Raw genomic sequence first — 26,541 nt, 5'->3', positions numbered from 1 at the left:
GCTTGACTTCATAAGGTTCATGTGTGAAAATCCGCTCAAATTTAGCACATGGACACACAGGTGTCTATTGGTCCTGTGCGTAGGACTGCTGCCGATGGGGCAGCGAACGAAGGAGACCATCTATGTCCCTACTGAAGACGATCCATAGTCCTGCTGATCTGAAGCGGTTGTCTCCGGACAAGTTTCCAGCGTTATGCCAGGAGATTCGTGAACAGATTATCGGGGCGGTCTCCAATGTGGGCGGACACCTGGCCTCAAATTTAGGCGTCGTCGAACTCACAGTTGCGTTGCAATACCTACTCGATACACCGACCGACAAGATTGTTTGGGACACCAGCAATCAGTCATACACCCACAAACTCCTCACTGGTCGACGTGAACAGTTTCATACGCTTCGCCAGTACGGTGGATTAAGTGGATTTTGTAAGCGGGAAGAGAGTGAGTACGATACCTTCAACGCTGGGCATGCGGGGACCGGTGTGTCTGCTGCCTTTGGCATGGTCGAAGCTAGAGAGCAGTTAAAACAAAGGAACAAGGTTGTCTGTGTCGTCGGTGACGGCGCTATGACGGCGGGGATGACGCTTGAAGGGCTGCATCATGCCGGAGGGCTCGGAAAAGATTTTCTCGTGATTTTGAACGACAATCAAATGTCGATCTCGAAAAATGTCGGAGCCATTTCTGCCTATCTGAGTCGAACCATTACCGGCGAGTTCTATGGGAAGATGCGTGAAGAGACTGGTCAGCTATTGGGGAAGATTCCTCACATCGGCTCCGACATGCAGAAGCTCGCCCGCCGAGCCGAAGAGCTCGCGAAAGGCGTGATTCTTCCCGGATTGCTCTTTGAAGAACTTGGGTTCCAATACAGTGGTCCCATCGACGGCCACAACTTTGAGCATCTCCTTCCGACGATCGAGAATGTGCTGAAGATGAAGGGACCGGTCCTCCTTCATGTCATTACGAAGAAGGGGCTTGGCTACGAACCGGCCGTGAAGAATCCGGTCTGGTTCCATGCCTGTCCACCGTTCGTTCGGTCGACTGGCGCACCGGCTAAGAAAGCCGCACGTCCTTCATACACGGCGATTGCGATGGACGCCTTGGTCAAGTTGGCCCGTGAGGACAAGCGCGTTGTGGCCATCACGGCGGCGATGTGTGAAGGGACGGGGCTGACGGCATTTGAAAAGGAATTTCCAGATCGTCTCTATGACGTCGGCATCGCCGAGCAGCATGCGGTGACGTTTGCTGCGGGGCTTGCGACGCAGGGCTTAAAGCCGGTTGTTGTCATGTATGCGACCTTTCTCCAGCGGGCCTACGATCAGGTGGTGCACGATGTGGCGACGCAGAACCTTCCCGTCGTGTTTTGCATCGATCGCGGCGGGCTCGTCGCCGAAGACGGGACGACGCATCATGGCGCCTTCGACTACGCCTATATGCGCCACGTTCCCAACATGGTCGTCATGGCGCCAAAAGATGAAAATGAATTGCAGCATATGATGAAGACGTGCGTGCAGCATGAGGGCCCAATTTCTGTGCGCTATCCGCGCGGCGTCAGTCTCGGGGTCACGATGGATGCGGCGGCCCAGGCGTTGCCTATTGGCAAAGGGGAGTTGATCAAGGACGGGACGGACGTAGCCATTATCGCAATCGGTGTGTCGGTCTGGCAGGCGCATCAAGCCGCCGAGCGTCTCAGCAAGGAAGGCGTGTCTACTGCCGTGGTGAACGCTCGATTTGCCAAGCCGCTGGATCACGAACTCATCACGGATGTCGCAAAGCGTGTTCGCTACGTCGTCACCGTCGAAGAGGGGTGCAGGATGGGCGGATTCGGTTCTGCGGTGCTCGAAACGTTGTCGGAGGCCGGGATTAGCGATGTGAAGACAAAGGTTCTAGGCCTGCCCGATTGGTATATTGAACAGGGGCCACAAGATTTATTGCGAGAACGGTATGGTTTGACAGCTGAAGGGATCTATCAAAGTGTGAAGGAAGTGATCGGCAAAGCACCCTCTGTGAAATCATCACTCACAGGTTCGGCGCTGGTCGGCCATCCTCATGGAGATGAACAGGGGAGCTGATCAAGACGGTGAGGGGTAAAGAGTAAGCGGTAAGAGGGTCACGACAGATGCATATCGCCAGGCGAAAAACTCGACAGATTTCGGTCGGCACGGTGAAGGTCGGAGGCGATGCTCCTGTGTCTGTGCAATCCATGTGTTCGACAGACACGCGCGATGTGACTGCAACGGTCGCAGAGATTCACCGGCTTGAAGCCGCCGGCTGTGAAATTATCCGTGTGGCTGTGCCGGACGAGGAAGCTGCCGCGGTCCTGCCTCAGATCAAAGCAGCGATGACGGTGCCCTTGATCGCGGACATTCACTTCGATCACCGCCTTGCCTTGAAAGCTGCCGCAGTCGTTGATTGCGTCCGCATCAATCCCGGCAACATCGGCGCCTGGTGGAAGGTTGAAGAAGTCATCAAAGCGGTCAATGATCATGGCATTCCGATTCGAGTTGGTGTCAACGGAGGCTCGCTCGAACGGTCGTTGTTGGAAAAATACGGATGGCCTTCGCCTGAAGCGCTTTCCGAATCGGCGCTCAACGCGGTGCATGCGCTGGAAGACGTCGGCTTTACCAATATGAAGGTGTCGCTCAAGGCCTCCGACGTCAAGCACGCTATCGATGCCTACTGGCTCTTTGCGATGCAGTCCGATTATCCTCTGCACATCGGCATTACAGAAGCCGGCACGGCCATGACTGGCGCTGTGAAATCATCGATCGGGCTTGGTTACCTGTTGTCCCAAGGCATCGGCGATACACTTCGGGTCTCGCTCGCTGCTGATCCGGTGGAAGAAGTCAAGGTTGGTTTCGAAATTCTGAAGTCTTTGGAGCTTCGGCATCGTGGGATCAATGTGATCGCCTGTCCGACGTGCGGACGCGTGGAGATTGACGTCGTGCGCATGGCGAACGAGCTGGAAAAGAAACTTGGCCACATTAAGACCCCGTTGAACGTGTCGGTGCTCGGCTGTGTTGTGAATGGCATTGGAGAGGGTAAAGAAGCCGACATCGGGATCGCCGGCGGTGAGGGCAAAGGTATTTTGTTTAAGAAGGGTAAGCTTGTTCGCAAGGTTCCCATGGAAGAATTAATGGATACCCTCATTGAGGAAGTGGAGCAGCTTGCTAAGGAAAAAGAGGCGGAAGGGAACGGTGCACCTACCGCGTCTTCGACGGAAAACGGTTGGGAACCCCTTATTCCTCAGTCGGATCATCTCTCAACGCTTGGAAAAGAAATACCGGTCTTGCCTCGCAGGTAACAGCCGCTGTTAAGGCCTCTTCTCACCTACGAAATCTAACTCCAGGCTTCTTCTGGAAAAGTAGCGATTGACGTGTTCTCCAAGGGTCATGTATGTGTGCCGGTGGACTATGGAATCAAAGCCGATCATTCACTGGGTCAATGACTTTGTCAGATCCGTTCTCTTTCTGAGGCTGGTAAAGGTCGGCCTCGCGATTGCGGCGATGGTGCATGGCTACATCATCTCCTTCGGGCGCTCATTTCACTTCCGTGACATCGATATCCATCGCGAGATCGGACGACGCTTTCTCACGGGGGACTATCTCTACGCCAATGACTACTGCTACATGTATTTACCGACTACCGGCATCTATTTCGCCCCCTTGCTCGCTCTGGACAGAAATCCGAGCTTAGCCTTGCGCTATGCCGTCGCTGTCGGATGCTTAGTCATCACCACCATGTTGTTCCACCGCATGTTGTGTGGCAGGTCAGACGCGAATGTGTGGAGTCGGCTCTTGGTCGGTATCGGTGCAGGGTTGTTGACGCTACAATTTATCCTGAACGATCTCGACGACGGAGGTCCGCATCTCATCCTGCTGGGTATTCTGGCCGGCGGCAGTTACGCAATATGGGTTGGGAAAGAACGGCTGGGAGCAGCTTTAATTGGACTTGGCATCGTGCTCAAGCTCACTCCAGCACTCTTCGTGCTTCTGTTTTTTTGGAAGCGGCAATGGCGAGTCGCCTCGTACACGGTACTTGCCACGGTTTTGTGGGTTCTGTTACCCCTCTTATATATGGGACCCACAAGTTGGTGGGAGCATCATACTGAATGGACCAGGAATACTGTGTTATCCGTGCTTGATCGGCAGGCAGAGGGTCGGCAGGAAAATGAACTTCAGAAGGCGAACCTCTCGCTCCGCCATACCATGCTGCGCTACCTGGTCACATACCCACCAACCCATCGGCTTCGGCAGGTGGATCCAGGCTATCAACCGGTGTTAGATCTGCCGTCTCTGGTTGCGAACGGGATTGTTGGGGTTGCCGCGATCAGCCTGCTTGGATTATTTGCGTGGTCAAGTTGCCGTGCGTTTCAAGGGCCAGGAGATCCTACATGGGCACGGGATTGCGCTGGGACCTTGGTTTTGGCCTTATTGTTCTCTCCTATCACCTGGGATCAGCACCTGGTATGGCTGATCCCAGCGGCCTGTGTCGTTGTCGCGGCAGCAGCTCAGGTGAGCGGCGGGTTGAGTCGTTTGGGATACATCATGCTGGCCGTGTATGTGGTATTGACCATGGTGCTGAATTATGAAGTCGTGGGTTCAGTAAGATGGGAGGCACTGAAGAGCTACCATCATCTTGGTATCGCGATGTTGATCTTGTACGGATTGCTTCTCAGCAGTAGGGGCGGTTTGAGCGATCAAGGATTGCATCATGAAAAAGTGCAATCAAGCTCGTCTCGTATGGTCCGCGAGGCATAGCCCAGACGCCCGGGAATGTCCAAGACGCTCGTCTCGATTCTCGGAGAAGTTGCCGGTAGGTGAAATATCAGGTTCGCGCGTGTTGTGTTCTAGAAAACGAAGCGACTATAATGCCGACCTCTGAGGCGCCGTACCCAAGTGGTAAGGGAGCAGTCTGCAAAACTGCGATGCAGCGGTTCGAACCCGCTCGGCGCCTCCATACCAACCTCCTCCTAAACTACTGACTCTTTATCGCTTTATTGTCATTATTGCTGGTGAAAAAGCGTCTCCAGTGTTTTCCTAGGCGTACCATTTACATTCTCGATTAAGGGAAACTGCAAATGGAGGCATTTTTCAACTTGTGGGCACAAGGATCCATATTGCATCGAAGGTACTTCTCCTCGTGATGGGATGCAGTTTCGAATGATTCACCAAGATAGCTCTTACGTTCAGACCTGACCTGCATGTGAAGTGATGGCATGGTTCCCGTCGACTGTGTGGTGCATGGAAGACCTAGGCAGGGCTATCTACAGAAATTGACGCGTCTTAGGTGAGATGTTACAATCACGACCATTCATGTGCTTCCAAAGTGCGGCTACGGCTCGTAGCTGCTCATATATACAGGGTTACATTAACAATAACGCGAGCGAGTGAAGGAGAGCGGAATGGCTGTTCCGATTTCCCAAATGTATACAGTGGCGACGTATGTGCTCTCCCAGAAGTTGAAGGGAGTGAAGCGATATCCCTTGGTGTTGATGCTTGAACCGCTCTTTCGATGTAACCTAGCCTGCGCAGGCTGTGGGAAGATTCAGTACCCTGAGCATGTCCTCGACAAGCGGTTAACCCCTGAACAATGCTGGGCGGCGGCGGAGGAATGCGGAGCGCCCATGGTGAGTATTCCTGGGGGGGAACCACTCATTCATCCTGAAATCGCAACAATCGTAAAGGGTTTGGTAGATCGGAAGAAGTATATTTATCTTTGCACGAACGCCATCCTCTTAGAGCGGAAGTTGGACGAATATCAGCCTTCGAAATACTTGACCTTCAGTATCCACATGGATGGACTCAAGGATGAACACGATTTGGCTGTCTGTCGCGATGGGGTGTATGAGGTGGCAGTCAAGGCGATCAAAGCGGCACTCAAGCGCGGTCATCGCGTGACGACCAACACCACCTTGTTCGATGATGCGAATCCAGAGCGGGTCAGAACATTTTTTGATGAAATGATGGCCCTTGGCGTCGAGGGGATGACCATCTCCCCAGGGTATAGTTATCAAAAAGCTCCAGATCAGCAACACTTCTTGAAGCGGGAGCGGACGCAAGAGCTTTTCTCCAAGATCCTTGCTCACCCCAAGCCAGGTTGGCAGTTCAACCAATCGCCGTTGTTTTTAGATTTCCTTATGGGGCGACGTCAGTACGAATGTACGCCCTGGGGGAATCCAACGTATAACGTGTTTGGATGGCAGAAGCCCTGCTATTTGCTCCAAGAGGGCTATACCACGACCTTCCGGGAGTTGATGGAGTTGACGGAGTGGGAGAAGTACGGAACTGGTCGGAATGAAAAGTGCGCCGATTGCATGGTCCATTGTGGCTATGAGGCCTCCGCAGTTGAAGATACGTTTAGTACGGCCTCTGGATTTGTTCGGACTGCCAAACTGACATTATCGCCTACATCGCGATAGCAGTGCTCATGATGCCCGCTTCGACTGTTCAGTGATGCGAGCGTCATCCTTGGTGTGTCAGAGTGGACAGCGCTTCACAGAATAGACGTGACGAACGAGAACCTCACCATGACTGACACAAAAAATCATATAGCGAGCATGACCGATTCTCTCGAAGGGCGCCTTTTCACGCCGAATTCTACTGTGGAAATAACGGAAGCTGTTGAACTTGCGTTCGACTATCGTGGTGATGTGACGTTAACGCTCCGTTCTGGCGACTCAGTCACCGGATATATTTATAATCGACATACCGGAACTGCTGATCCTTATCTTGAGCTATTTTCCGCTGACCGTCCGGATGCTCAACGCATTCCGTATGGAGATATTGCCACGATCGCCTTCACCGGGGAAGACACCGCAAACGGAAAATCGTGGGAGACCTGGGTGTCCAAGAAAGAGTCTGAGCGTCGAACGGAGGCCGAGAAAATCGAGGCGGTCACGCGTACGAAGGGCTATCTCTGAAGCTCCTGCCATTTCCACTGATTCTGAAAAATAGAAATTTCAAAAGACCTTTGTGTATCAGCGAAATCACCACCCATTTCGTTGACAAAGATGGAATGCTGTGTTAGAAACGCCTGCCCGAAACCTAGTGTGCTCGTTATACAGCGAGTGAGTATTTCTTCAAAAGAGCGAGCGACGAGTCAGCAGTCAAGTTCGAAGCTTGCTAGTCAAAGTCTAGCGGCATTGTCCGTCCTGAGTTGCTGTCTCGTCATGAGCGTCATGTTTCCACCGGTGGCTCTAGCCACGCATGAAGCGGACCATCGTTTCATGGTCGAGGGGTATGTGTGCGGGCCGGATGGGAAGGGGGTGTCGAGTGCAGACGTTCTTGTTAAGGACACTAAGATTTCATACGGTCAGGTTGTGCGGACGGATGGAGATGGCTACTATAAAGCGATGTTTCATCTGCACAATGACAATTTCGGTGATCCCCTTTTGGTAGAGGCGAGAGGGGAGCAGCAACACCTTAAGGTTGAGTTCGACCAAAAAGATTTAGAGAGTGATCGGAAGATCCGCGTTAATTTTGGAACTGGTTGTGAGGTGAGTGGGCCTCCTCTCTGGATTTGGTGGGGGGGCGGGGCGGTGGTTGCAGTAGCTAGCGGTGTTATTGGGATGAAGCTGGCTCGTTCTCAGCGGAAGCGAGCGCGGGGTAAGGTGAAATCGCAGGGAAAGCGAAAATCATAATCGCCGATCACGGCCTTGGAGGCTACAGAGTGTCTCGCCGAATCGGTTTATGTGTGGCGGGGCCTTAGTGCAGAGCTGTCGACGAAATTGTAACCAGAACGCTTTTGTTAGAGGTGAGATGCCTCGGCGGAAGCGTTTTTTTGTTTGTCTGCCATTTTTTCAACCGCGTCGTCTTGGCGAGAATCTTTCCTAATGCCAGAGTGAGAGTTTGTCATGAATATGAGGATAAGATTGATTCACGTTCTGTTGGTTATGGGTCTCGGACTATTATCGAGTTGTGGTGGAGAGCAAGGCGGAGAAGGCCCGATTGTACCGCCACCTCCAGCTCCTGCAGAATATGCTGATAAGCGTATGCCGGCAGGTTGGTGGGGCGATGCTCAGAAGCTGGAAGAGGGCCACAAACTCTTCATCGGCGAGACAAACCCTGATGTGAACTGTGCCAGCTGTCATGGGAAGGACGGAAAGCCTGTAAAGGCAGGTGCCACGGATTTCCGAAATCCTGAACGCATGAAACTCTATTCAGACTCCGTTTGGTTCTGGCGCATCTCCGAGGGTGTAGCCAATACCAAGATGAAGGGTTGGAAGAGCAAGCTCTCAGAGGAAGATCGATGGAAGCTCGTGCTCTATGAACGGAATTTTGCACTGTCTGGAAAAGCCTGGAATGAAGAGAAGAAGCAGTGGGGTGAGGTTGGTGCGAAGTGAGTGGCAGGATCGCTTGGGTTGCTGATGATGGAATGTATTCACGCCGTCGGCATCCGGAAGTCTATTTCTTGCTAGCGCATCTAAGTCTATGAATCAGGCTTCGCATTTTTCGTGTCTTGTTCTGGAATTTCCTAGATAACGGCTGGGAAATTTGCGATGCTCGGCTGGCTAGTAAGTTCATATCTGTTGACAATTTGTGTGAGGCCTGGCCCCCAATAGTTCCCTAGAGTACTAGGGACCTTGTCGGTATAGTCACTGAGGCTCAGATTGTTACGTGAAGCTCTCGTTGGGTATATTTATGTATAGTCAGAGTGAGGCTAATATTCTTGAGTATGTTCTTAAAGTAGGGGGCGAGGCATCGTGAAAAAACTGTCGAGCGGTCTCCTGGCTCTCATGGTGTTGTTCGCGCTGTGTGTAGCAGCTGCCACCAATGTCTACGCTCAGGAGGTTGGGGCGTCTTCGGTGGAGTTTCCGTACACCGGTAATCGAACGGCTGTATGGATCGTCGCTCAGCTCCATATCTTGTTTGCTGCGTTCATCCTCGGTGCGCCAATCTTTGTCGTCATTTCGGAATGGTTGGGATATCGCAAGCAGGACCCACGGTATGACCGTTTGGCGAAAGAGATCACCAAGGTCACGGTCATTCTCTTCAGTATGACGGCGGTGACCGGCGGCTTCTTTGTTTTCGTCCTCCTTGCGGCCTATCCGCAGTTCACCACATCGTTCATTAATCAATTTTATGTGGTTTTTGCGATTTTATATCCGGCGTTGTTTATCGCCGAAACCATCCTCATGTATGCCTATCTCTATACGTGGGATGTGTGGAAAGGTGAAAAGAAGGGGCGTCATATCGCACTGGGCGTGGTCTTGAATCTCGTGTGTTTGCTGATCTTGTTCGTGATCAACGGCCCCACATCGTTCATGAATACCCCGCCGAAAGCCGAGGGGGTTTCGCCCCAGGATTTTATCGCCGCGGCTACTTTGTGGGATAAGATTGCGAACCAAAGTTGGTTCCCTCTGAGTCTTCACCGAATCGATGGGAATGTGGCGTTCGGCGGGTTCATTGCCGGGCTGATCGCTGCCTATATGTACATGGCGGCGAAGACGCAGGAGGAGAGAGCCTACTATGATTGGATGGGTTTCGCTGCTATCTGGATTGCAGTGGGTGGCACACTGTTGCAGCCGTTCACCGGGCTTTTGCTGGCCTACGAAATGTGCGATTACGATTTTTCATTTTGCCCGTACATGATGGCCGACCAGCTGTCCATGTTTTTTGAAATGCAAGGGGTGATGATCGGGCTTCTGTTCTTGGGAATCAACTATTACAGTTGGCTCAGTGTCAAACGAATCGAAGGTGCCGAAAATGTGCGGATCACCATTCTGGCTCCGATCGTTCTTGTGGTTCTCCTTCCCGCTACCATGTGGGTGATGAATAAATATTGGATTCCCGATCCAATGTCGTTGGCGTTCCTGCTCCCTCTGGCACTGTCGCCATTTCTGTTCGGTCGGTTCATTCCCATGACGGTCTCTGCGCGGACTGTCATCAAGATCGGTTTTATCGTCATGCTCGCGAGCGACGCCGTGTGGCTGACTCCTGCCGGATTTGTGGCGACGGGATCCGATATGCCCGATGAGCTGAAACTGCCTGAAGGGTGGGATTTTTTGTCGTCGATGCCAGCAAAGCTGTCTGCAATCTTGACGCTGGTATTCGTGACGGTCGTCAATTTTGTCTTGTATAACCGAACCATCAAACAGGGCACGATTCTCTGGGGGAAAATCGATTTTGTCTCGCAGTTCGTTCTGATTTTCTTGGCGTTTACCTCAACGTGGATTATGGGCTTGATGGGAGCCGTGCGGTCGTTGCTGAAGAAGTATTTCCATGCCTATAGCTTGGTGTCGGACTTGTCGGCGGAGTCATTTACGCCGACGCTCTCCTATTCGGCTGGCTGGATTACAGTGATCACCGTGTTCTTTATTGCCATCGTCAGTCTCGCTGTGCTGATCGCTCTTCGGCCTTCTGTTTTGAGGGCCCGAGAGCCTGAGGGGAGTCCAGTCCCCGTCGCAGCCAAGTAATCACAGTGCAAGACACTTACTGAGGCAACGGGAATTCGCATGGGGAATATATTCAAAAAACTAGGTATTGGATTGGCGGTCGGTGGAGTGTTAGTTGGTATCGCGCGATCGCAGGCAGTGCCGGCTGACTTTCAAGTGCTGTTCTTTGTCGTCGCGCTGATCGGGGCGATCATCTTCGTGCTGCTTGACGCACAGCCGATCGGAACCATGAGTGGTGGGAAGTCCCTTGTTGCCGTCGTGGCGTTTTGGGTTCTCCTGATTACCGCTGGCGTAGCCGGGCCTTCGTTGTTACCGCAGTTTAATCCAGAAGACGAAAAGGCAAAAATCGGCAAACTTCTTGAGAAGGAGCGAAAGCAGTCAGGACAGGGGAAGGCGGATGAACTGATTGCTCGGGTGAAGGCTCTCGATGCGCAAGTCAAATCGCTTGAGGATCGTCTGAAGGGTCTAGGTGGAATTCAGGCTGCGTCGACGCCTCCAGCTGGGGAGAAACCCCCTGCCGTAGCGAGTGCAAGCGCGGGTGATTTTATGAAGGTGGGCGAGGAGCAGTGGCAACTGCAAGAGTGTTACAACTGTCACAAGCTTCGGGGTGAGGGTGGAAAGAAGCGAGGTCCAGAATTGGATAATATCGGCACGTTATTAACTGTCGATGAGATTCAAGAGAAAATTTCGAACCCCAAGAGTTTTATGGCCGAGGGGTACGAGAAGGAATGGCAGAAGGGCATCATGCCCAACAAGTTTAAAGATCTGATGGACCCCAAAGAGATGCAGGCTCTTGCTGCCTGGTTAGGGACGTTCAAGAATACCTCGGTGAATACCCCCAAGCCGATCAAGAAAAACTAATGCTGCAACCGAAGCTGAAATCCAAGGTTCAGTGCACCGACCTCAATATCGGTGAAGTCACAAAAGTCGTGCTTGATCCGCTTTCCCATGAGATCAGCCACATCGTGGTATCGGTGAATGGGAGCGGTGAGCGACAAGTTGCCATGGGCCATGTCCAGGTTGTGACGGACGATCTTGTGCAGTTGTGTGCGCCGTCAACGGAGATCTTGGCGTTACCTCCCTTTAAGCGAGATGACTATGTCACCACGCATGAAGTGGAGATCTCACATCTCGAAGACCATATCCATGTGACCCCGGGTGAGGTGCTGGTTCCTCTGCCGGATCTTGAGAAAAGCGTTAAACGCCGCACGTTTTTCATGAATTTTACCAATGTCATTGGGTTTTTGATCGGTCTTCCGATTGCCTATCCGATTCTCCGCTTTCTCATGAAGCCAATGTATGCGGATTTCGACAATGAATGGCTGAAAGTGGGGAATGTCAGCAAGATCAAGCAAGCAGATGTTGGTGTGCAGTTTAAGTATAAGAAAAAGGTCAAAGAAGCCTATATGCCAGAGGCTGAAGTCGATAAAAATGTCTGGGTGTTACAGGCCACTCCAGAGCTTCTAGGAAAAGTCTATCAAGGCAAGGACGCCGAATTCCGTGATGCCAAAGGAAAGACCATCTGGACCAATAAGCAAGATGTTCCCTACCTCGCGTTCTCCGGCAAGTGCCCGCATTTAGGGTGTGCGTTCAAGTGGCGACAGCATAAAGTACTTGGACAAGTCTTTCTCTGTCCGTGCCATCTCAGTATTTATGATGCCTCGGGAAAAGTGCTCGATGGCCCGGCCCCGCGCGCTCTTGACGCCTTGCCTGTGAGGGTTTCTGCAGGGGGAGAGGTTGAGGTCATCGACATGGAGTTCAAGGCCGGTACGAAGTTGCAAATTCGGATCATTTGAAAGCTGGCGATATGGATAGTAAGCATTCATCCCCTGCAACGATTTCCGATCATCAGCCCAGCACGATCGAAAAGCTTGTCGCTTTCCTAGACGAACGTGTTGGTCTCAAGGAAATGCAGGCCAAGATGCTCAATGAGCCGCTTCCTGGTGGGTCTCGTTGGGCCTACGTGTTCGGCTCTATCCTGTTGTTCATCTTTGCGATGCAGGCACTGACGGGCACGTTGCTGATGTTCTATTATGTGCCGACGGCAGACCACGCCTGGGCCAGTACGCAATATATTATTCACGACGTTGATTATGGCTGGTTCCTCCTGGGCTACCATTTTTGGGGGTCCAGTGCGATGGTGGTCTGTGTGATTGCCCACATGTCGCAGGTATTTCTCTGGGGCGCGTATAAAAAGCCGCGAGAGTTACTCTGGATCGTCGGGCTGGCCCTCTTCGGTGTGGTGATCACCTTCGGATTTACAGGCTATCTCTTGCCTTGGGACCAGCGGGCGTTCTGGGCGACGACGGTTGGTGTCGAAATTTTGGATAAGACCCCCGTTATCGGCGATTTTATTGCTCGATTTCTCAAAGGGGGCCCGACTCCTGGGCAGATGACATTGAGCCGATTCTTCGTCCTGCATGTGATGGTTCTCCCGGCTGCACTTATGGCCCTCGCCGGACTCCATCTCTTTCTGTTTCGCGTGGCCGCTCCCGCTGGACCCTTTACCGGTACAGTGGAAGAGCTCAAGGCGAAGACCGACTACTTCTTTCCCCGTCAGATTTGGAAAGATATGGTTGGGATGGCGTTCGTCTTTGTCAGTATCTGCGCCTTGGCTCTTTGGGAACCAGTCGTCCTATTGGACGAGGCAGCGCCAGACCCTGGGGACTATCATCCTGAACCTGAATGGTACTTTCTATTTTACTTCCAGCTGCTCCGGTTGAAACTGTTTGCGGGTGAGTTCGGTCAATTTATGGGGGCTGTGGCGTTGCCGGTTGCCTTCATGGTGTTGCTTGTCGCGCTCCCGTTCATCGACAAGGATCCCGAGCGGAATATTTTCAAGCGACCGATTGCTCTCATCAGCTGGATTGTGATCATGGTGTTTATTCTCTTGTTCACGGTTGCATCGGTGATTAACCGAGAGTTCCTGGATTAGTCCTAGGACAGATTAGCCATGGCTGAAGATCGCGAAGCGATGTCTCCGACGAAGATTGGGTTCAGCATCCTTTGGGCCGCCTGCTGGACTGGGATTCCGATTAAGGCGGTCTTTGCGGTGCTTGCCATGACGATGGGTTTGGTGCATTTTGAAGGAAGATTCGGCCTTGCCTTCTTGATCGTGTTTGCCAGTCCCATGACCGTCTTCGCCGTTCCCATCATCATCGCCATGTTTGAGGCGCAGCTTGGTGAAGGGATCGGTCTACCGATTATTTTAGGGATGTCGATTCCCGTCGACATTTGGGCGCTGGGACTCGTTGGGAGAACGTTCTTCTTAGAACGACTTCGGAAAGAGCCACCCCATGATGGACTTGGTTTTGCGATCTGGTGGAGGGCGGCGCTCATTGGGACTTTCTTTTTTCCGCTCCTCTGGTGTATTGTCAGCCGGGTCACGGAAATTGCTATTACGGCGTCGCACTCGATGGCTGAAATGGAAAGTATGAGACATCTCTTCGACACGGGTCTTCCTATCGCGGAACGAATCGGTCTTGAGCTCACGATTTGGGGATCTATTTCGTCTGCAGTCTTGATCGTTTTGGCGGTCATCGGGATTTCCATTCTTGGGCAGAGCATTCGGCGCATGGCGGAAATTGCCCGTCCGGTGTCTGAAAGTTATCAAGGGATCATTACCCGTTGGGATTTGATGCGGGTGCCGACCGATCAAGGGCTGATGTTGATGTCATTGGCGGGCGTGGGCGTCGTGTTCTCACTGATGTTTTGGTCGATACTTCCCGTAACGACTCCCCATCCACATGAATGCTGTAAAAAGCCTGACGTGCGGGTCGAGCCGGTCTTCAAACCGGTCGAGTCGTTGAGCAGCAGTGCTCAGCGTATAGCGACGCTTGCGGCACAAATTGGGGCCATGGAGCAACAAAAGGTCGCCACAATAGATCAAAAAGAAAAGGGCAAGGGGAAGGCCGAAGGTGAAAAGGCTAAGGACTCCTCTGCCAAGACGAAACCGTAACTTACGAGGTGATGAGGTGAGGGTCATACAGCAAGGGGTTAGTATGGTTCAACGAGCTCTCCGGGCCGTCGGGAGTCACGGCGAATGGCTCGCAGGTCTCTTGTTGATGGCGGGATGGCTAGCCCTTCCTTCAGTCGGGATTGCAGCCGAGGGAACAACAGCGGGTCCTACAGAGTATCGCGATATTCCTTACGTCGGCAGTCGGAATCTTGTTTGGATCGTTGCCCAGTTGCATCTCTTATTGGCCGGGTTCGTTTTAGGTGTGCCAATGTTTGCCTGGCTGTGCGAAGTCATTGCCTGGAGGGGAGGCGAGAAGCGTTATGACAAGCTCGCCAAGGAGTTTACCAAACTCCTGACGTCCGCCTATTCGACCACCGCGTTGTTCGGTGGCATTCTGTTGTTTCTATTGGTGGCGTTCTACCCCAAACTGATGAATTATTTGACAGACGTCTTTTTCCCCTCCTTCTTGCTCTATTGCCTCCTGTTCTTATTAGAAACGGCGACGCTGTATCTGTATTGGTATGGGTGGGATGCTATGCAGGATGGCAGGAAGAAGACCTTGCATGTGTTTCTCGGGTTTCTCCTGAACTTCTTTGCCTTATTCATTATGATTATCCCCAATGCCTGGGCTACGTTCCAGTCCAGCCCGGTTGTGCTTGCAGACGGGACCGCCTTTGAGAGGGCCTGGGCGGCAACGTGGAATCCAACCTGGTGGCCGATCAACATCCATCGCCTCATCGCGAACGTCGTCCTTGGAGGTTATATCTGCGGGGCCTATGCCGGTGTCCGGTACTTATCGGTGAAGAGTCCTGAAGAGCGAGAACATTACGATTGGATGGGGTATGTCGGCAACTTTATCGGTGTGTTCGGTCTGCTGGCCCTACCATTTGCCGGCTATTGGCTCATGCGGGAAATCTACCAGTACAACCAGCAGATGGGCATTACCCTGATGGGAGGATTTCTGTCCTGGCTCTTCATCCTCCAGGCCATGTTGATCGGGGTTCTGTTCCTCGGCTCGAACTATTATTTTTGGCTGGGGATTACCTATCGAATTCCCGGGTCAGAAAGTAAATATCGGCGGGCCATGTTGATGATGTTAGTTAGTCTGTTGCTGTGTCTTGCCGTGTGGATGACCCCGCACTCCCTTGTGGCCAGCATTGAAGAGGCCCAGAAAATGGGAGGAGCCCACCACCCATTACTAGGAGTCTTGGGAGTCATGTCGGCAAAAATGACGGTATCGAACCTCATGATTCTTATTACATTCATGAGTTTCGTGATGTATTGGCGGGCAGGGAAACAGGATACAGCAGGGTGGGCGAAGCTGGCGAAAGCGGTCATGGGTGCCGTATTGGTGTTGGCCAGCCTTGCGGTCATCGTCCTCGGCGTCTGGGGGTATTTCGTGCCGGCGATTGTCCGCATCAATTATTTCTCTACGTCTCAGGTGCTGATCGTCATCTTTGTCATTCTGACGATCACGCCGTTGACGGCGCTGTTGCTCAAGAGCGCAAAAACGACGACAGAGATGGTATGGGGGAGCATGCCGCCACGCGCTGGGTATTCCTTGGTTCTCAATGCCATCATGGTCATTCTCCTCATGACCTTGATGGGCTATGCGCGGTCCTCGTCACGTGTCCACTGGCATGTGTACGGAGTCATGCGCGATACCTCGCCCTATGCCTATTCGCCGGCGCTGGGTAGCGCGTCGTTTATTATGGCCTTCTGTACGTTTTCCTTCTGCCTTATCGTGGCGTTTATCTTTTGGGTCGCGACAATGGGCGATAAGTCCAAAGCGGCTCCAGGACCGGGGAAGGGAGAGCTACCGCACGGCATTCCGGCGATGGCCGGAGGGGCTCCAGAAGAGCAGTCTCAGCGATAAAGAGAATTTTGAGTTTTGATTGTGAGTTTTACGTCCGGAACGAAAAACTAAGAACTCAGCACTTAACATTCGAGGGCCCATGAGTGAAGTCGCACAACTACAACTAATCGCACTGTCCATCATTGGGATCGGCATTCTGATCCTGTTGTTCATCAAGGCCGTGTTTGTGAGGGTGACGGGATTCGTTGCCATCGTGCTGGGGTTGTTTGCACTGATGTCGCTTGCCGTACCTCAGCTGGCCTCTCTACCTCCTGCCGAGGAAAAGATCGATATTGCCAATATTAAGACACCGACTGATATTGCTGCCATCGGCCAGACGGTCTTCTTCAGTAAAGGCCAATGTGCACTGTGTCATTCCATCGGGCCAAGTGAATCCGCCCGTTGTCCGGATCTGAAGGGAATCGGCGCTAAGTTAAGCAAGGATTTCCTCTTTGAAAGCCTAACGGATCCCCAGGCGTTCGTGTATAAGGATTACCGCCATGGTGGCGTGCCAAAAGACTATCCAGCCACGATGCCAGCTATCAATAAGGATCCGATCGGACTCTCGAAGAATGAAATATTGGCCATTATCGCGTTTCTGCAGCAAATGAGCGGGGAGCCGATCTCTGTCAGCACGTCGGAGCTTGATATCCCTGGGAAGGCCCCGTCTGCGCCGGTGAAGGCCGCGCAAGCTGCGCTTGTTGCCGACGCACACACGAATTAGGGAGGAAGGATTGTTATGGGAGCGTTAGGGAAGCCAATCATTCTCATGGTCGCCATGTATGCGTTTCTGAAGTTTGTGTTGCCTAACATACCTGGCTCTGCCCCCCTTCCCTCCAGCCTCATATTTCTGTATCTCTTGCTAACTGCAGGCGGCATTTTCATGTTTGAAACAGTGAGCGGTGAATCGAAGGATGCCTTATGGAATCCGATTCAACGATTTCTGACCGGAGAGAACATCGGCGGTCTGCAAGCACTTCGCTATGGCGTGTTCATTCTGTTTCCGTTGCTGGTGGGCTGGCAAACATACGGAAGTACGGCGGTGAGCGACCTCCCTCCGACGGAAAGCCGAACGATTCATCCGGCCCCACCAGGGGAATACACGGGCCTGTCAAATCCTGTTCCTAAAACTCCTGAAAATATTATGCAGGGGAAGGGCTTTTACGCCGCCTATTGCTCACCCTGTCATGGTGGAAACTTTGACGGGAAGGGACCGGCGGCTCGTGGATTTATTCCGGCACCTGCCAATTTTGCCGACCCCACGACGATTGCCATGTTGCAAGAAAGCTATCTATTCTGGCGCATCAAAAAGGGTGGCGTCGGCCTTCCCATTGAAGGTGCACCGTGGAAGTCCGCTATGCCTCGTTGGGAAGTCGAGTTGCCCGATGAATGGATTTGGAAGATCATCTTAGGTGAGTACGACGGCGCGCATCAATCCCCACGAACCTGGGAGTAGCGGGAAAGAACAGCGTAGATCGATCTAGTTGTGGAGGGAGCACGAGGACAGCATGAAACCGGCGAATCGCATCATGAAACGGGTTTTGCGGGATGGAACGGCAGCAATCGCAGCAATGATTATTGGTGGAGCATCGCTTGGCTATGCACAGGAGAATGTCTCAGTTCGAGCAACCCTTCTGACTGGGGGCGTACCCGTAGATGATCCAGGCGCGGCAGTTTGGAGCAGTGCGCCGCCTGCTACATTTCCAATGTCACCGCAAGTCCATTGGCAGAATCGTATTCAGGAAGTGACCGTTAAGGATGTCATCGTGCGTGCCTTGCATGATGGTACGCAAGTGGCGGTGCTGGTTGAATATACCGATCCTACTCAGGATCCTGATGACGCAGCAGCACTGGAGTTTATGGTGGGTGATAAGAAGGCACATTTCGCCCATGGCCAGCCCATGCTCCAGGTTGAAGGCGGACCGGTCAATATTTGGTTCTGGAAAAATAAGACCGGCAAGGCCCTCGACATGAGTGCGAAAGGTTTTGGGACATTAAAGCCACAAGAGCATCAGGATGTGACAGCCAAGGGCGTCTATTCCAACGGGACATGGAAAGTCGTATTTGCGAGGAAATTGTTGACCGGGCATGCTGATGAGGATGTGCAAATTACGGCGGGACAATTCATGAGTATCTCCTTTGCTGTATGGGACGGACGAAAAGATGCCGTCGGCGAATTGGTTGAAAAGGGGTCTCAAAAAGCGGTCTCGTCTTGGTGGTATTTCCGAGCCGATGCCCCGCCTGATTATTCCGGCTATATGTACGCGGCGATCGCTGCTGTATTGGGCTTGGGGTTTCAGTTTGTCCTGATCCGAAAACTCAAGAAAGGGCAGTGAGCATGAAGGCGCCAAGGCTAGGTATCATAGGATTGGCAGTGGGCGTGATCGGAGGCTTGGCTTTCATCACTGGTGGCTGCGCCAACGAACAGGAAAAGCGTGGGCATGAACTCTATACCCACTATTGCAGCGATTGTCACGGCGAGAGCGGGAAGCAAAACGAAGGGTTTAATTGGTCGGCTATGCCCGATCCAAAGCCTAAGGATTTGTCGAATAAGTCAGAAATGAGCACATTCAAGGATGAGGAGCTCTTTGCGACTATCTCGCGGGACATGCTGGACACCAGTGAGGAAGGTGGAGATACGATCGGAGATGACGACTTTGCCGTGCCCACGATGCCGACCTTTAAATATACGCTCTCTGAGGATGAACTCTGGTCGATTGTTGGATATGTGCGCACGTTGCACGGAACGAAGATGGAGTTTAACGTCGCGGCACGCAAGGCTTCCTTGGAAGAAGGATTGAAGACCGCTCAGGCCAAGTTTGAACAGGCCAAGCAGGCCTATGAAGCCGCCGAAAAGAAAGCCAGCGATGAAGCCGATCGGAAGAGCGAGCAGTTGAAGAAAGATGTCGATGTGGATGAATCCGCTTATGCGGCTGAACAAGCAACAATGGGGCAAGCCAAGAAAGAGATGGATGTGGCCCAGGTTGCCCTCAACAATTTCTCTACGAGAGCGGGAAAGGGACTCAGTATTCCTAGGCCAGATCTGACGGTCAAGCCTGCAGACGTTGCAAAATTGGTCGATCGTGGCAAACAACTCTATGAAAATAAGTATGGTTGCAACGGGTGCCACAATGTCGGCGGTGAAGGCGGGAAGATCGGTCCCGCGTTGGATCGAGCCGGATTTCGGTTGAATGCCACGTGGGTGTATCGTTGGCTCAAGAATCCACAGGCGATGGATGCGCACACACGGATGCCCGCCTTGGGTTTGAATGATGCAGATGCCAAAGCTGTGACGATGTATGTGGCCACCTTACGGGCGACAAAGTCTGAACCTGTAGCCGAGAAGCCGGTCGAAAAGCCTTAACCCACTAACCCGACGAGTAATCCGAGAAGGATGGCAGCGCCTGCCCAAACGTGTGCGCGAAACATGGCGAACGCGTGGGTCGGTGTCATCGGTCTTTGCAGGCGCATGACCTGGAGTATGAAGAATACCGACACGCCCAAGAGCGCTGCATAATATGGCCACCCGAGCTGAGCAAACCACCCTGCGGCGATTAAGCACACCAGCATGATACTGAACGCCAATCCCACGCCGTGGTGAACCGAATCCCCGAAGTACAGCGCGGCTGACTTAACCCCAACGCGTCGATCATCCTCCTGGTCTTGGATCGCGTAGATCGTGTCATAGGCTATGGCCCAGGCGGCGGTTGCTCCAAAGAGACACCACGCTGAGCTCTCCAATTGTCCTCGCACTGCAGCCCAAGCCATGATCGTTCCCCAGCCGAACGCGATGCCAAGCATGGCTTGCGGGATATGAATCCATCGTTTGGAGTATGGGTAGAGGGCGGCCAGAAATACCGCAACCGGGGCGAGCCAGGTTACGATCGGCAGAAGGAAGAAGAGGAGGCTTGCCGCTACGACAAGCAGCAGGCTGAGTAGAATCAGTGCATGGCGGCGTGACAATTCGCCAGAAGCCAACGGACGCGTCTTGGTCCGTGCGACTTGCCGGTCAAATGTTTCATCGGCTAAATCGTTCATAATGACGCCAGCGCTTCTCATGAGGAACGATCCGCCGATGAAAATAACTAAGAGGTGAGGCGGAGGAATCCCTCGAGTAGCCAGCACGAGGCTCCAGAGGGTGGGCAGGAGTAAGAGATAGGTACCGGTCTGGTTTGGCAGCCGGATCAATCGGGCAAGTGCAGACCAAGAAATTCCAGAAGAAGTAGATGAAGACACGACCGGATCGGACATGCCGCGACCTTAGCCTAGGTGAAATGGGCTGTCAATGCGGCTTCCCCCGGTTGTGACGCCAGCGTGAATTCGGTATAACCACAACGTGAATAAGCTACAACCTATACTGACTGTCTATTGCCAGTCCTACCGTCACATTATTGCCTCTTGTGTGGCACTGATCCTCGTCCTGTCAGGTGTCAGCTGTTCGCTGCTCAAGCGAGGGAAGGAGCCGGTCAGTACTCAACCGATTCCACTGACGCCAGTGATCTGGTTTTCCCCCAGTGTGACCACGGCTGAGCTGCCATATCACGATGGTTGTGGCGAGGTGAGATCCATGTCCCTAACGGATGCGCTTGTCACCTCCGTTCCGACGAAGTTGACGGGAGTCTTTACTGGTGTCGCGGCCCAGAGCCACGCAGATGAACCCATTGCGTCAGATGGAGTGGTTGAAGTTGGAGTGGGTGTGAGGCGGATCGAGCTCGCCGTTCCAAAACGAACGCCTGGAACCTATCCCGCAATGGTCACGGTGGGAATTGAAATGATGTTTTTGGCGCGCGAGGGAACGTTACTCTTCAATAAGAAGTTCGAAGGTACTGGCCAGGGTACGGTAACAGTTGGCCAAGAGCCCTGTCAGGTCGAGGGGATGACGTCGATAGTTCAAGAGGCCATTGATTCGGCGACCAATGGATTGGCTCAACAGATCGGGCAATCCGCGCAGATCCGGGAGTACGCTGTCCAAAGAGACACACGGGTTCCACTGGGGTCACGTCCACGCTCTTCCGTGGAGCCGTCGACAGCGGGCCTTGTCGCATCGCTCCCCGCGGTGATGGAGGCAACGGATAATTCACAGCAGGTGGCTTCGAGTACGACAGGTAGGCCAGCGCAACTGAGTTTTCGTGCCATTATCCGAGATGAAAACGGAGACCAATTCCTCCAGCCTGACGAATCCATCACGATTCAAATTGAAGTCAAAAACGAGGGCCTGGGGGAGGCAAAAGATGTGATGGTGTTAGTTGAAGGAAAAACCGACTTATCGGCCTTGTTCCCCTCTGAAGTCCACCTCGGCATGCTCCAATCGGGAGAGATTAAACGGACCTCGATGACACAACGGGTGACTGCCTCTCAAGAGTCCCTCCAGGGAGAATTAACGCTGAACTTGCGGACGACTAGTCCGGTGACGTCCGTTCCGCCACCCAAGGTCTTTAGTTTTGGGATCAAACCCAGAGGCATCAACCCGGCTCTGGTTCCGAATGTCGACAACCTGCCGAACTCTCTGGCGGCATTCCATCAGCCGAAGGCCATCATCATTTCGATCGGCATCGGCACGTTTAGAGACGAACAGATGCCGGCGGTTAAGTATGCGCGCCACGATGCGGAAGTCATGGCTGAATATCTGCGTATCATCGGCGGTGTTCCAGGTGAGCGCATCCGCATATTGCTTGACCGCCAGGCCCTCGAACGGGACCTGGAAGACACGTTTGAGCGATGGCTTCGAAAGCGGGCGGACCAAGAGACCGTTGTGTATATATTCTTTGCTGGGCGAGCACTTGTAGATGGCGGGACCGGTGCGATCTCGCTTGTGCCATATGATGGGACGCTCTCCGAGGCGAAGCAGCAGTTATACCCACTTGTCCGGCTTCAGGAAGCGCTCTCTCGATTGCCAATCCGGCGGGCGATTCTGATGTTTGATGTCTCGATGGATCCGTCCCCTGGCGCCGGTCTTGCCGACATCCCTTTGCCTGCCTGGGAATCCCCTGTCAGCGAGGCCAGGAAAGATGTGGAGATGTGGATGGTGGGTAATCGAAGCTTGCAAGAAGCCGATCCGTATGACGAAGGCAAGCACGGGTTGTTTACCTATCATCTGTTAAGGGGTTTGCAAGGTCTCGCTGATGTGGATCGAGATGGAACGGTCATCGCCGGTGAACTCTGTACCTATGCTCGTGGACAGGCGGCTCTGGTGGCTCGTGAACAATTCGGGAACAAACAAGATGCGCTCTGTCTACCCGGGACTGGCCGAGGAGGAATGGTGCGAATCCATCCGCTGGCGAGAGGTCATAACCCAAAACCTAGTCCGATACAGAAGCCCCCCCACCTTCCTGCTGATTCATCAGTCGCAGGCCCCAATCCGATTCATATTGGGCCATAGAAATATTGATTGAGCTCAATCTGCTTTATTGACAGGCTCGCCGGTGGCCGTTATCATGCCGGACTGAGATTCAGTCTCCCCGTCTGTCTCACCAAGGTGCCGGCGTAGCTCAGTTGGTAGAGCAGCTGTTTCGTAAACAGCAGGTCGCCCGTTCAATCCGGGTCGCCGGCTCCACACCATATCTCGTGCCATCCCGCTGATTCGTCTTCGTCGTATCGTCGACGTCTGTGGATAAACGTCTCCCATGATTCGCATTTCTAGCTGAAATAACTTGCTGGTGCTGTTGGTAGGGTATTCGGATCCGTGGCAAGCCGAAATGGTGAAGCTAGGGAGGAATGTGGAGCGAGTGGCCTCCACATCCTTGGAGAAGAAGGATCTGCTTTGGCGAGTAAGGCCCAATAAAACGAAGGAGCAACCCCTCTAGGGTTGTGGAGGCCTATCCGTGGAGTGCGAGCCGATCATCGTGAGATCATCGCTCGTCTGATGCCACTGATCAGAGAATAGATCGTCAGCAATGAACGGATCGCACGAGTGAAGCTACCTGCCCTTCAGATATACGATCACACCGCCGATCCCGAGCCCAATAATTACAGCAAAAAATATGATGGTATTGATGTCCATGATTTCTCCTTATTATTTAGTGAGATAGTTATCTTAATTGACATGCTGACTCCTTATTGGAGCAACCAGTCCGTGCTGAGTCAGGTACTAGTTCAGAACATGCGGCCTCGATTCAGTGAACTATGGTCGGCAGGCATCACAAGGACATCATGCCACGTGCAGACTGTCCATTAATAGAGCGGATCTTGAGGCCCCCATTGTAAGCCCGCGAGGTCAGGGTCTTCACCCTCTTGCTCTGGACGGTCGACTTTGGCGGCCTTCCGTTGCACACGGCGCTCTTCCTTGTCCCGTTGCTTCTGCAGACGCGCTTTCTCACGGTCCCGCTTAGCGGGTGTGGTTTTGCCTGTTCCTCCGATGATGCCCTCCTTTCAGGCACGACTCGCCTAGATCAAGCTATTGCGAGGTGCTACCGCGCTTGCGGGGAGCCGCTGACGCCTTGGACCCAGGCTTTTGGCGTCCCTCTTTCTCGCGAGAGCGAGAGAGTGTATCAGGGCTCAATCCCTGACTTGCGGCTGAAGTGATCTGGCGACGAATATCCTCAATCGACGGTGCCAATGACGACTGGGTCGGATCTTGAAGTCCCAGCATCTCCCAACGGACCTTGGTTCGAAGAATAGCTCGCTTCCGCCGGTGTGGGGCTTTGGTCCCCCATGATGTATTCATTGCTTCTCCATCGTCTAAGATTGAAACCTATGAAATATGTAGTAGGAAATTCATCGTTCACTCACTGCGACTTCTCGATAGACGCAGGTACTTTAGACGCAGGCACTTTGCCTCCAGTCGTCACGAACCGATCATCCGGGAAAACCGCTCGGAGCCGGTCGGTGACCGATCGGCGATACAGTTCGGATTCACGAGCGAGGAGAACCATATTTTTGTTGTCAACCAGAATATTGAGGTGATTCTCCGAGACGAGCAGTCGTGTACTGTCTCCCACATTCACGCGATATTGCGTTTTCCCGTCCGGGTTACGTTCTGATCCAGAGACGATCTCCGTTAAGCCGTCAATGACCCCATCATAGGCCTCCGAGCGATGACGTACTTTCGTACCGTCGGGGATGCGGACCCAGCGCTCAATGGATGGCTGTTGATTCGTTTTAGTGGTACTCATGGACGGTCACTCTGATTATGGGTATTCATCTGTGTCTTCTCCTAGATGCGAGGGCACAAGGTTGCTCAAGTAGGGCCTGTCTAGCCTGCACCGATTTCCAGTGCTTCATATGACGGTGGAGGGTCGTGACGACACCGATGTCGGAGCCTCCGTCGCGTCCATTCATGACTTGAACACAAAGGTCGTTGTCCGACAAGCTCGCCATAGATTGATCAATACAATCGCGCAGAAACGAAACAGGGAGGGAGGAGCGCGAAGTTCAGGACTCCTATGGCCGTACTCTACCATATGTCGATCTAGATTGCGAATCCTATCACCCCGCTCCGTGCTTCGTCGCTGAACCTTGTCGGATGCTGGTTCGCTTTGCTGACTGAGGACTAAATCGGGACGCGGTTGCCATCAAGGTCCACATTGGCGCACGATCAATGAGCACTCCAAGCCGTTGGTGTGGACCAAGCTCGCCGGCAAGAGTCTGCCCAGCGTGGGGCGCTGTTGTTCACGAATGCCTGACTTGTGTCCCTGCCAGATGGCTCCTGTGGATGCGTTCTCTCATGCTTAATGAAGAGGATAGGTCACGAGCGCTCTGATGATTGCGGTCCATGCCAGATTAAGTACGGCGGCTTCTTCATGGACTCGGCTGCACGAGGGTAGAGCCGGAGGGTGTAACTATAGGCCTGTTCTTGGGCCGTCAAACAGGTCGGTGCCGAGAGAAAGTGGCTGGCAATGTTCTGGAAGGCTGTGCGATCCCCCTCCTCTAGGACGGTATAGACTGAGCACGAGAAGTGACCTTCCTTTGAACATTCCGTGCTGATTGCCAAATATGACCCATCAGAAAATGTCATCAGGGGTTGTAGATTCAGACGGCTCATCGGGACTCCTTCCGGTTCACTGCAAGGGCAGGGAGTACTGGGATGTGGGAGTACGGACCTGCGTCAGTTAGGAATGACCGCAAACGTGCAGCCGGTCGTAAGGATACGACAAAAACGGTTACCGCTAACCAGCTAGCGGATTAGGTAACAGTATTCCTACGCCAGGGTATCGATCGCGCGAATGCAGTCTGAGCAAGGGAGGCGCGAAGAATGAGATACATATCAATAGTAGCATAATAAGAACCATGATAGCGAATGCGGAACGCATAGGGCGCACATCGAGAGCGATAGACCAGTGGTATGAAGCGGAAGGGAAATGTCTGAGAGAAGGAAATTCAGCGGATGGATTCATGGCGTACACCGATTGGGTGAGAGCGAAGCCGCCTAAAAACGGGATGGTTACTGAGCCCGGAGGTAGGTGAGAATGGCTTCGACACGGCCACTGACGGAGAGCTTTTGATAGATATGGTGCAAGTGTGTTTTGATAGTCTCGACTGAGACACAGAGTTGGTCGGCCATTTCCTTATTGCTTCGGCCGGCTGCGGCGCATGCCAGTATCTCTTGTTCTCGCTCAGTTAGGCTGGAGATCAAGATGCCGCGTTCAGCATAGGGATGTTTGACGGCACCGGGAACGGCTCGCACGACACGGTCAGGCATCATGGGCGATACGGCCTGCTCTCCGTGAGCGGCAGCCCTAATAATGCAGAGGAAGTCCGTCCAGTCGGTATCCTTGAGGATGTAGCCAAACGCTCCCGCTTGCATAGCTCCCACTATCCGGGAGTCTTCATCGTATCGGGCTAATAGCAGGATTCTGGTATTTGGCAAGTGGTGATAGATGCGTTTTGCCACCGACTCCACGTCGAGATCTGGCATGTCGACGTCAAGGAGGGCAATATCGGGTTTATGCTCCAGTGCTAAGCGATACGCCTCATGCCCATCCGTCGCCTCAATCACACTGGCGACATCTTGCTCTCGCTCCAGAAGGAGCCGCAGGCTTTGTCTGATCAGTCGTTGAGTTTCAGCAATGAGCAGTCGGATGGACCTCGGGTGTACTCCACGATCGATACGAGGTCTGGTGTTTCTTTGGCGGCGAAGAAGCGCCTTCATTTCGCCGGTCATAGGATTGACCTCGCTACTACTTCATGGTTTGCCGCCTCGTTTCCGAGTTGACTCGCAGTTTGTCCCACAAGTACTTCACGTGACCCACAATGATAGCGATGGTGTTGTAACGGTAGGACATAACGACGTCCTTGCCATAGCAGATACTCGCAGGCATGCGATGTCACATCGGAAAGAAATAGGGTCGTGAGGCTCACAAGCCCGATGACAGTGCGTGAGAAGAGGCTCGTGAGGCGAGT

Annotated in this window: 24 protein-coding genes and 2 tRNA genes; 20 read left to right on the top strand and 6 right to left on the bottom strand. The window is 53.1% G+C overall.

Going from position 1 to position 26,541, the window contains the following annotated elements; genetic code table 11:
• Positions 1–122 precede the first annotated feature (122 nt).
• The 18 genes from dxs to E8D52_12965 all read left to right on the top strand — a co-directional run bounded on the left by dxs (position 123) and on the right by E8D52_12965 (position 19,567).
• Positions 123–2,066: a 1-deoxy-D-xylulose-5-phosphate synthase gene (gene dxs, locus E8D52_13050; GenBank protein TKB67494.1), complete on the top strand. Its 1,944-nt coding sequence runs from the start codon at positions 123–125 to the stop codon at positions 2,064–2,066.
• Between the two features lie 47 nt (positions 2,067–2,113).
• Positions 2,114–3,298 carry a flavodoxin-dependent (E)-4-hydroxy-3-methylbut-2-enyl-diphosphate synthase gene (gene ispG, locus E8D52_13045; GenBank protein TKB67493.1) on the top strand — a complete coding sequence of 395 codons (1,185 nt, stop codon included), beginning with the start codon at positions 2,114–2,116 and terminating at the stop codon, positions 3,296–3,298.
• A 67-nt stretch (positions 3,299–3,365) separates the two neighbouring features.
• Positions 3,366–4,754, top strand: coding sequence for a DUF2029 domain-containing protein (locus E8D52_13040; GenBank protein ID TKB67492.1), 1,389 nt, complete (start codon positions 3,366–3,368; stop codon positions 4,752–4,754).
• A gap of 124 nt (positions 4,755–4,878) precedes the next feature.
• Positions 4,879–4,953, top strand: a tRNA-Cys gene (locus E8D52_13035).
• A gap of 445 nt (positions 4,954–5,398) precedes the next feature.
• The gene (gene hpnH / locus E8D52_13030) at positions 5,399–6,415 is read left to right on the top strand and encodes an adenosyl-hopene transferase HpnH (protein TKB67491.1); all 1,017 of its coding nucleotides are present in this window, start codon (positions 5,399–5,401) and stop codon (positions 6,413–6,415) included.
• Positions 6,416–6,523: 108 nt separating this feature from the next.
• On the top strand, positions 6,524–6,916 hold the full coding sequence (locus tag E8D52_13025) for a hypothetical protein (GenBank protein TKB67490.1): 393 nt from the start codon (positions 6,524–6,526) through the stop codon (positions 6,914–6,916).
• Between the two features lie 249 nt (positions 6,917–7,165).
• Positions 7,166–7,636: an FxsA family protein gene (locus E8D52_13020; protein ID TKB67489.1), complete on the top strand. Its 471-nt coding sequence runs from the start codon at positions 7,166–7,168 to the stop codon at positions 7,634–7,636.
• A 213-nt stretch (positions 7,637–7,849) separates the two neighbouring features.
• On the top strand, positions 7,850–8,338 hold the full coding sequence (locus E8D52_13015) for a c-type cytochrome (protein ID TKB67488.1): 489 nt from the start codon (positions 7,850–7,852) through the stop codon (positions 8,336–8,338).
• A gap of 360 nt (positions 8,339–8,698) precedes the next feature.
• A complete protein-coding gene (locus E8D52_13010) occupies positions 8,699–10,411 on the top strand; it encodes a hypothetical protein (protein ID TKB67487.1) in 1,713 nt (570 codons plus the stop codon).
• A 39-nt stretch (positions 10,412–10,450) separates the two neighbouring features.
• Positions 10,451–11,251, top strand: a complete 801-nt coding sequence (locus tag E8D52_13005) for a cytochrome c (protein ID TKB67486.1) — start codon at positions 10,451–10,453, stop codon at positions 11,249–11,251.
• The gene (locus E8D52_13000; protein ID TKB67485.1) at positions 11,251–12,186 is read left to right on the top strand and encodes a ubiquinol-cytochrome c reductase iron-sulfur subunit; all 936 of its coding nucleotides are present in this window, start codon (positions 11,251–11,253) and stop codon (positions 12,184–12,186) included. Before E8D52_13005 ends, E8D52_13000 begins: the two co-directional genes overlap by 1 nt.
• Before the next feature lie 11 nt (positions 12,187–12,197).
• Positions 12,198–13,325 (top strand): cytochrome bc complex cytochrome b subunit, encoded by a 1,128-nt coding sequence (locus tag E8D52_12995; GenBank protein ID TKB67484.1) that lies wholly within the window; start codon positions 12,198–12,200, stop codon positions 13,323–13,325.
• A gap of 18 nt (positions 13,326–13,343) precedes the next feature.
• Positions 13,344–14,348, top strand: a complete 1,005-nt coding sequence (locus E8D52_12990) for a hypothetical protein (GenBank protein TKB67483.1) — start codon at positions 13,344–13,346, stop codon at positions 14,346–14,348.
• Positions 14,349–14,391: 43 nt separating this feature from the next.
• Complete coding sequence (locus E8D52_12985; GenBank protein ID TKB67482.1) at positions 14,392–16,224, top strand: hypothetical protein; 1,833 nt, start codon at positions 14,392–14,394, stop codon at positions 16,222–16,224.
• Between the two features lie 79 nt (positions 16,225–16,303).
• A complete protein-coding gene (locus tag E8D52_12980; GenBank protein TKB67481.1) occupies positions 16,304–16,927 on the top strand; it encodes a cytochrome c in 624 nt (207 codons plus the stop codon).
• Positions 16,928–16,942: 15 nt separating this feature from the next.
• On the top strand, positions 16,943–17,659 hold the full coding sequence (locus E8D52_12975; protein TKB67480.1) for a cytochrome c: 717 nt from the start codon (positions 16,943–16,945) through the stop codon (positions 17,657–17,659).
• 52 nt (positions 17,660–17,711) lie between these two features.
• Entirely contained in the window at positions 17,712–18,539 is an 828-nt protein-coding gene (locus E8D52_12970; GenBank protein TKB67479.1) for a hypothetical protein, read from the top strand.
• Between the two features lie 2 nt (positions 18,540–18,541).
• Positions 18,542–19,567 (top strand): c-type cytochrome, encoded by a 1,026-nt coding sequence (locus E8D52_12965; GenBank protein ID TKB67478.1) that lies wholly within the window; start codon positions 18,542–18,544, stop codon positions 19,565–19,567.
• Here E8D52_12965 and E8D52_12960 read toward each other — a convergent pair.
• Positions 19,564–20,454 (bottom strand): 4-hydroxybenzoate octaprenyltransferase, encoded by an 891-nt coding sequence (locus E8D52_12960; GenBank protein TKB67477.1) that lies wholly within the window; start codon positions 20,452–20,454, stop codon positions 19,564–19,566. The genes E8D52_12965 and E8D52_12960 overlap by 4 nt on opposite strands.
• A gap of 85 nt (positions 20,455–20,539) precedes the next feature.
• On the opposite strand from E8D52_12960, the gene E8D52_12955 reads away from it, so the two are divergent.
• Both E8D52_12955 and E8D52_12950 read left to right on the top strand, forming a co-directional pair.
• The gene (locus E8D52_12955) at positions 20,540–22,582 is read left to right on the top strand and encodes a hypothetical protein (protein ID TKB67476.1); all 2,043 of its coding nucleotides are present in this window, start codon (positions 20,540–20,542) and stop codon (positions 22,580–22,582) included.
• Between the two features lie 98 nt (positions 22,583–22,680).
• A tRNA-Thr gene (locus E8D52_12950) sits at positions 22,681–22,756 on the top strand.
• A gap of 617 nt (positions 22,757–23,373) precedes the next feature.
• On the opposite strand, the gene E8D52_12945 is transcribed toward E8D52_12950, so the two are convergent.
• The 5 genes from E8D52_12945 to E8D52_12925 form a co-directional block, all read right to left on the bottom strand.
• Positions 23,374–23,559, bottom strand: a complete 186-nt coding sequence (locus tag E8D52_12945) for a hypothetical protein (protein ID TKB67475.1) — start codon at positions 23,557–23,559, stop codon at positions 23,374–23,376.
• A gap of 37 nt (positions 23,560–23,596) precedes the next feature.
• Positions 23,597–23,866 (bottom strand): hypothetical protein, encoded by a 270-nt coding sequence (locus E8D52_12940; protein ID TKB67474.1) that lies wholly within the window; start codon positions 23,864–23,866, stop codon positions 23,597–23,599.
• Between the two features lie 61 nt (positions 23,867–23,927).
• Positions 23,928–24,314: a hypothetical protein gene (locus tag E8D52_12935; GenBank protein TKB67473.1), complete on the bottom strand. Its 387-nt coding sequence runs from the start codon at positions 24,312–24,314 to the stop codon at positions 23,928–23,930.
• Between the two features lie 572 nt (positions 24,315–24,886).
• The gene (locus E8D52_12930; GenBank protein ID TKB67472.1) at positions 24,887–25,183 is read right to left on the bottom strand and encodes a hypothetical protein; all 297 of its coding nucleotides are present in this window, start codon (positions 25,181–25,183) and stop codon (positions 24,887–24,889) included.
• A gap of 399 nt (positions 25,184–25,582) precedes the next feature.
• The gene (locus E8D52_12925; GenBank protein TKB67471.1) at positions 25,583–26,302 is read right to left on the bottom strand and encodes a response regulator transcription factor; all 720 of its coding nucleotides are present in this window, start codon (positions 26,300–26,302) and stop codon (positions 25,583–25,585) included.
• Between the last annotated feature and the right edge of the window lie 239 nt (positions 26,303–26,541).

It is taken from the genome of Nitrospira sp., from assembly GCA_005116745.1.
Lineage (GTDB): Bacteria > Nitrospirota > Nitrospiria > Nitrospirales > Nitrospiraceae > Nitrospira_D.
The sequence above is the reverse complement of the archived record's forward strand: the minus strand, read 5'-3'. Positions and strand labels throughout refer to the sequence as shown.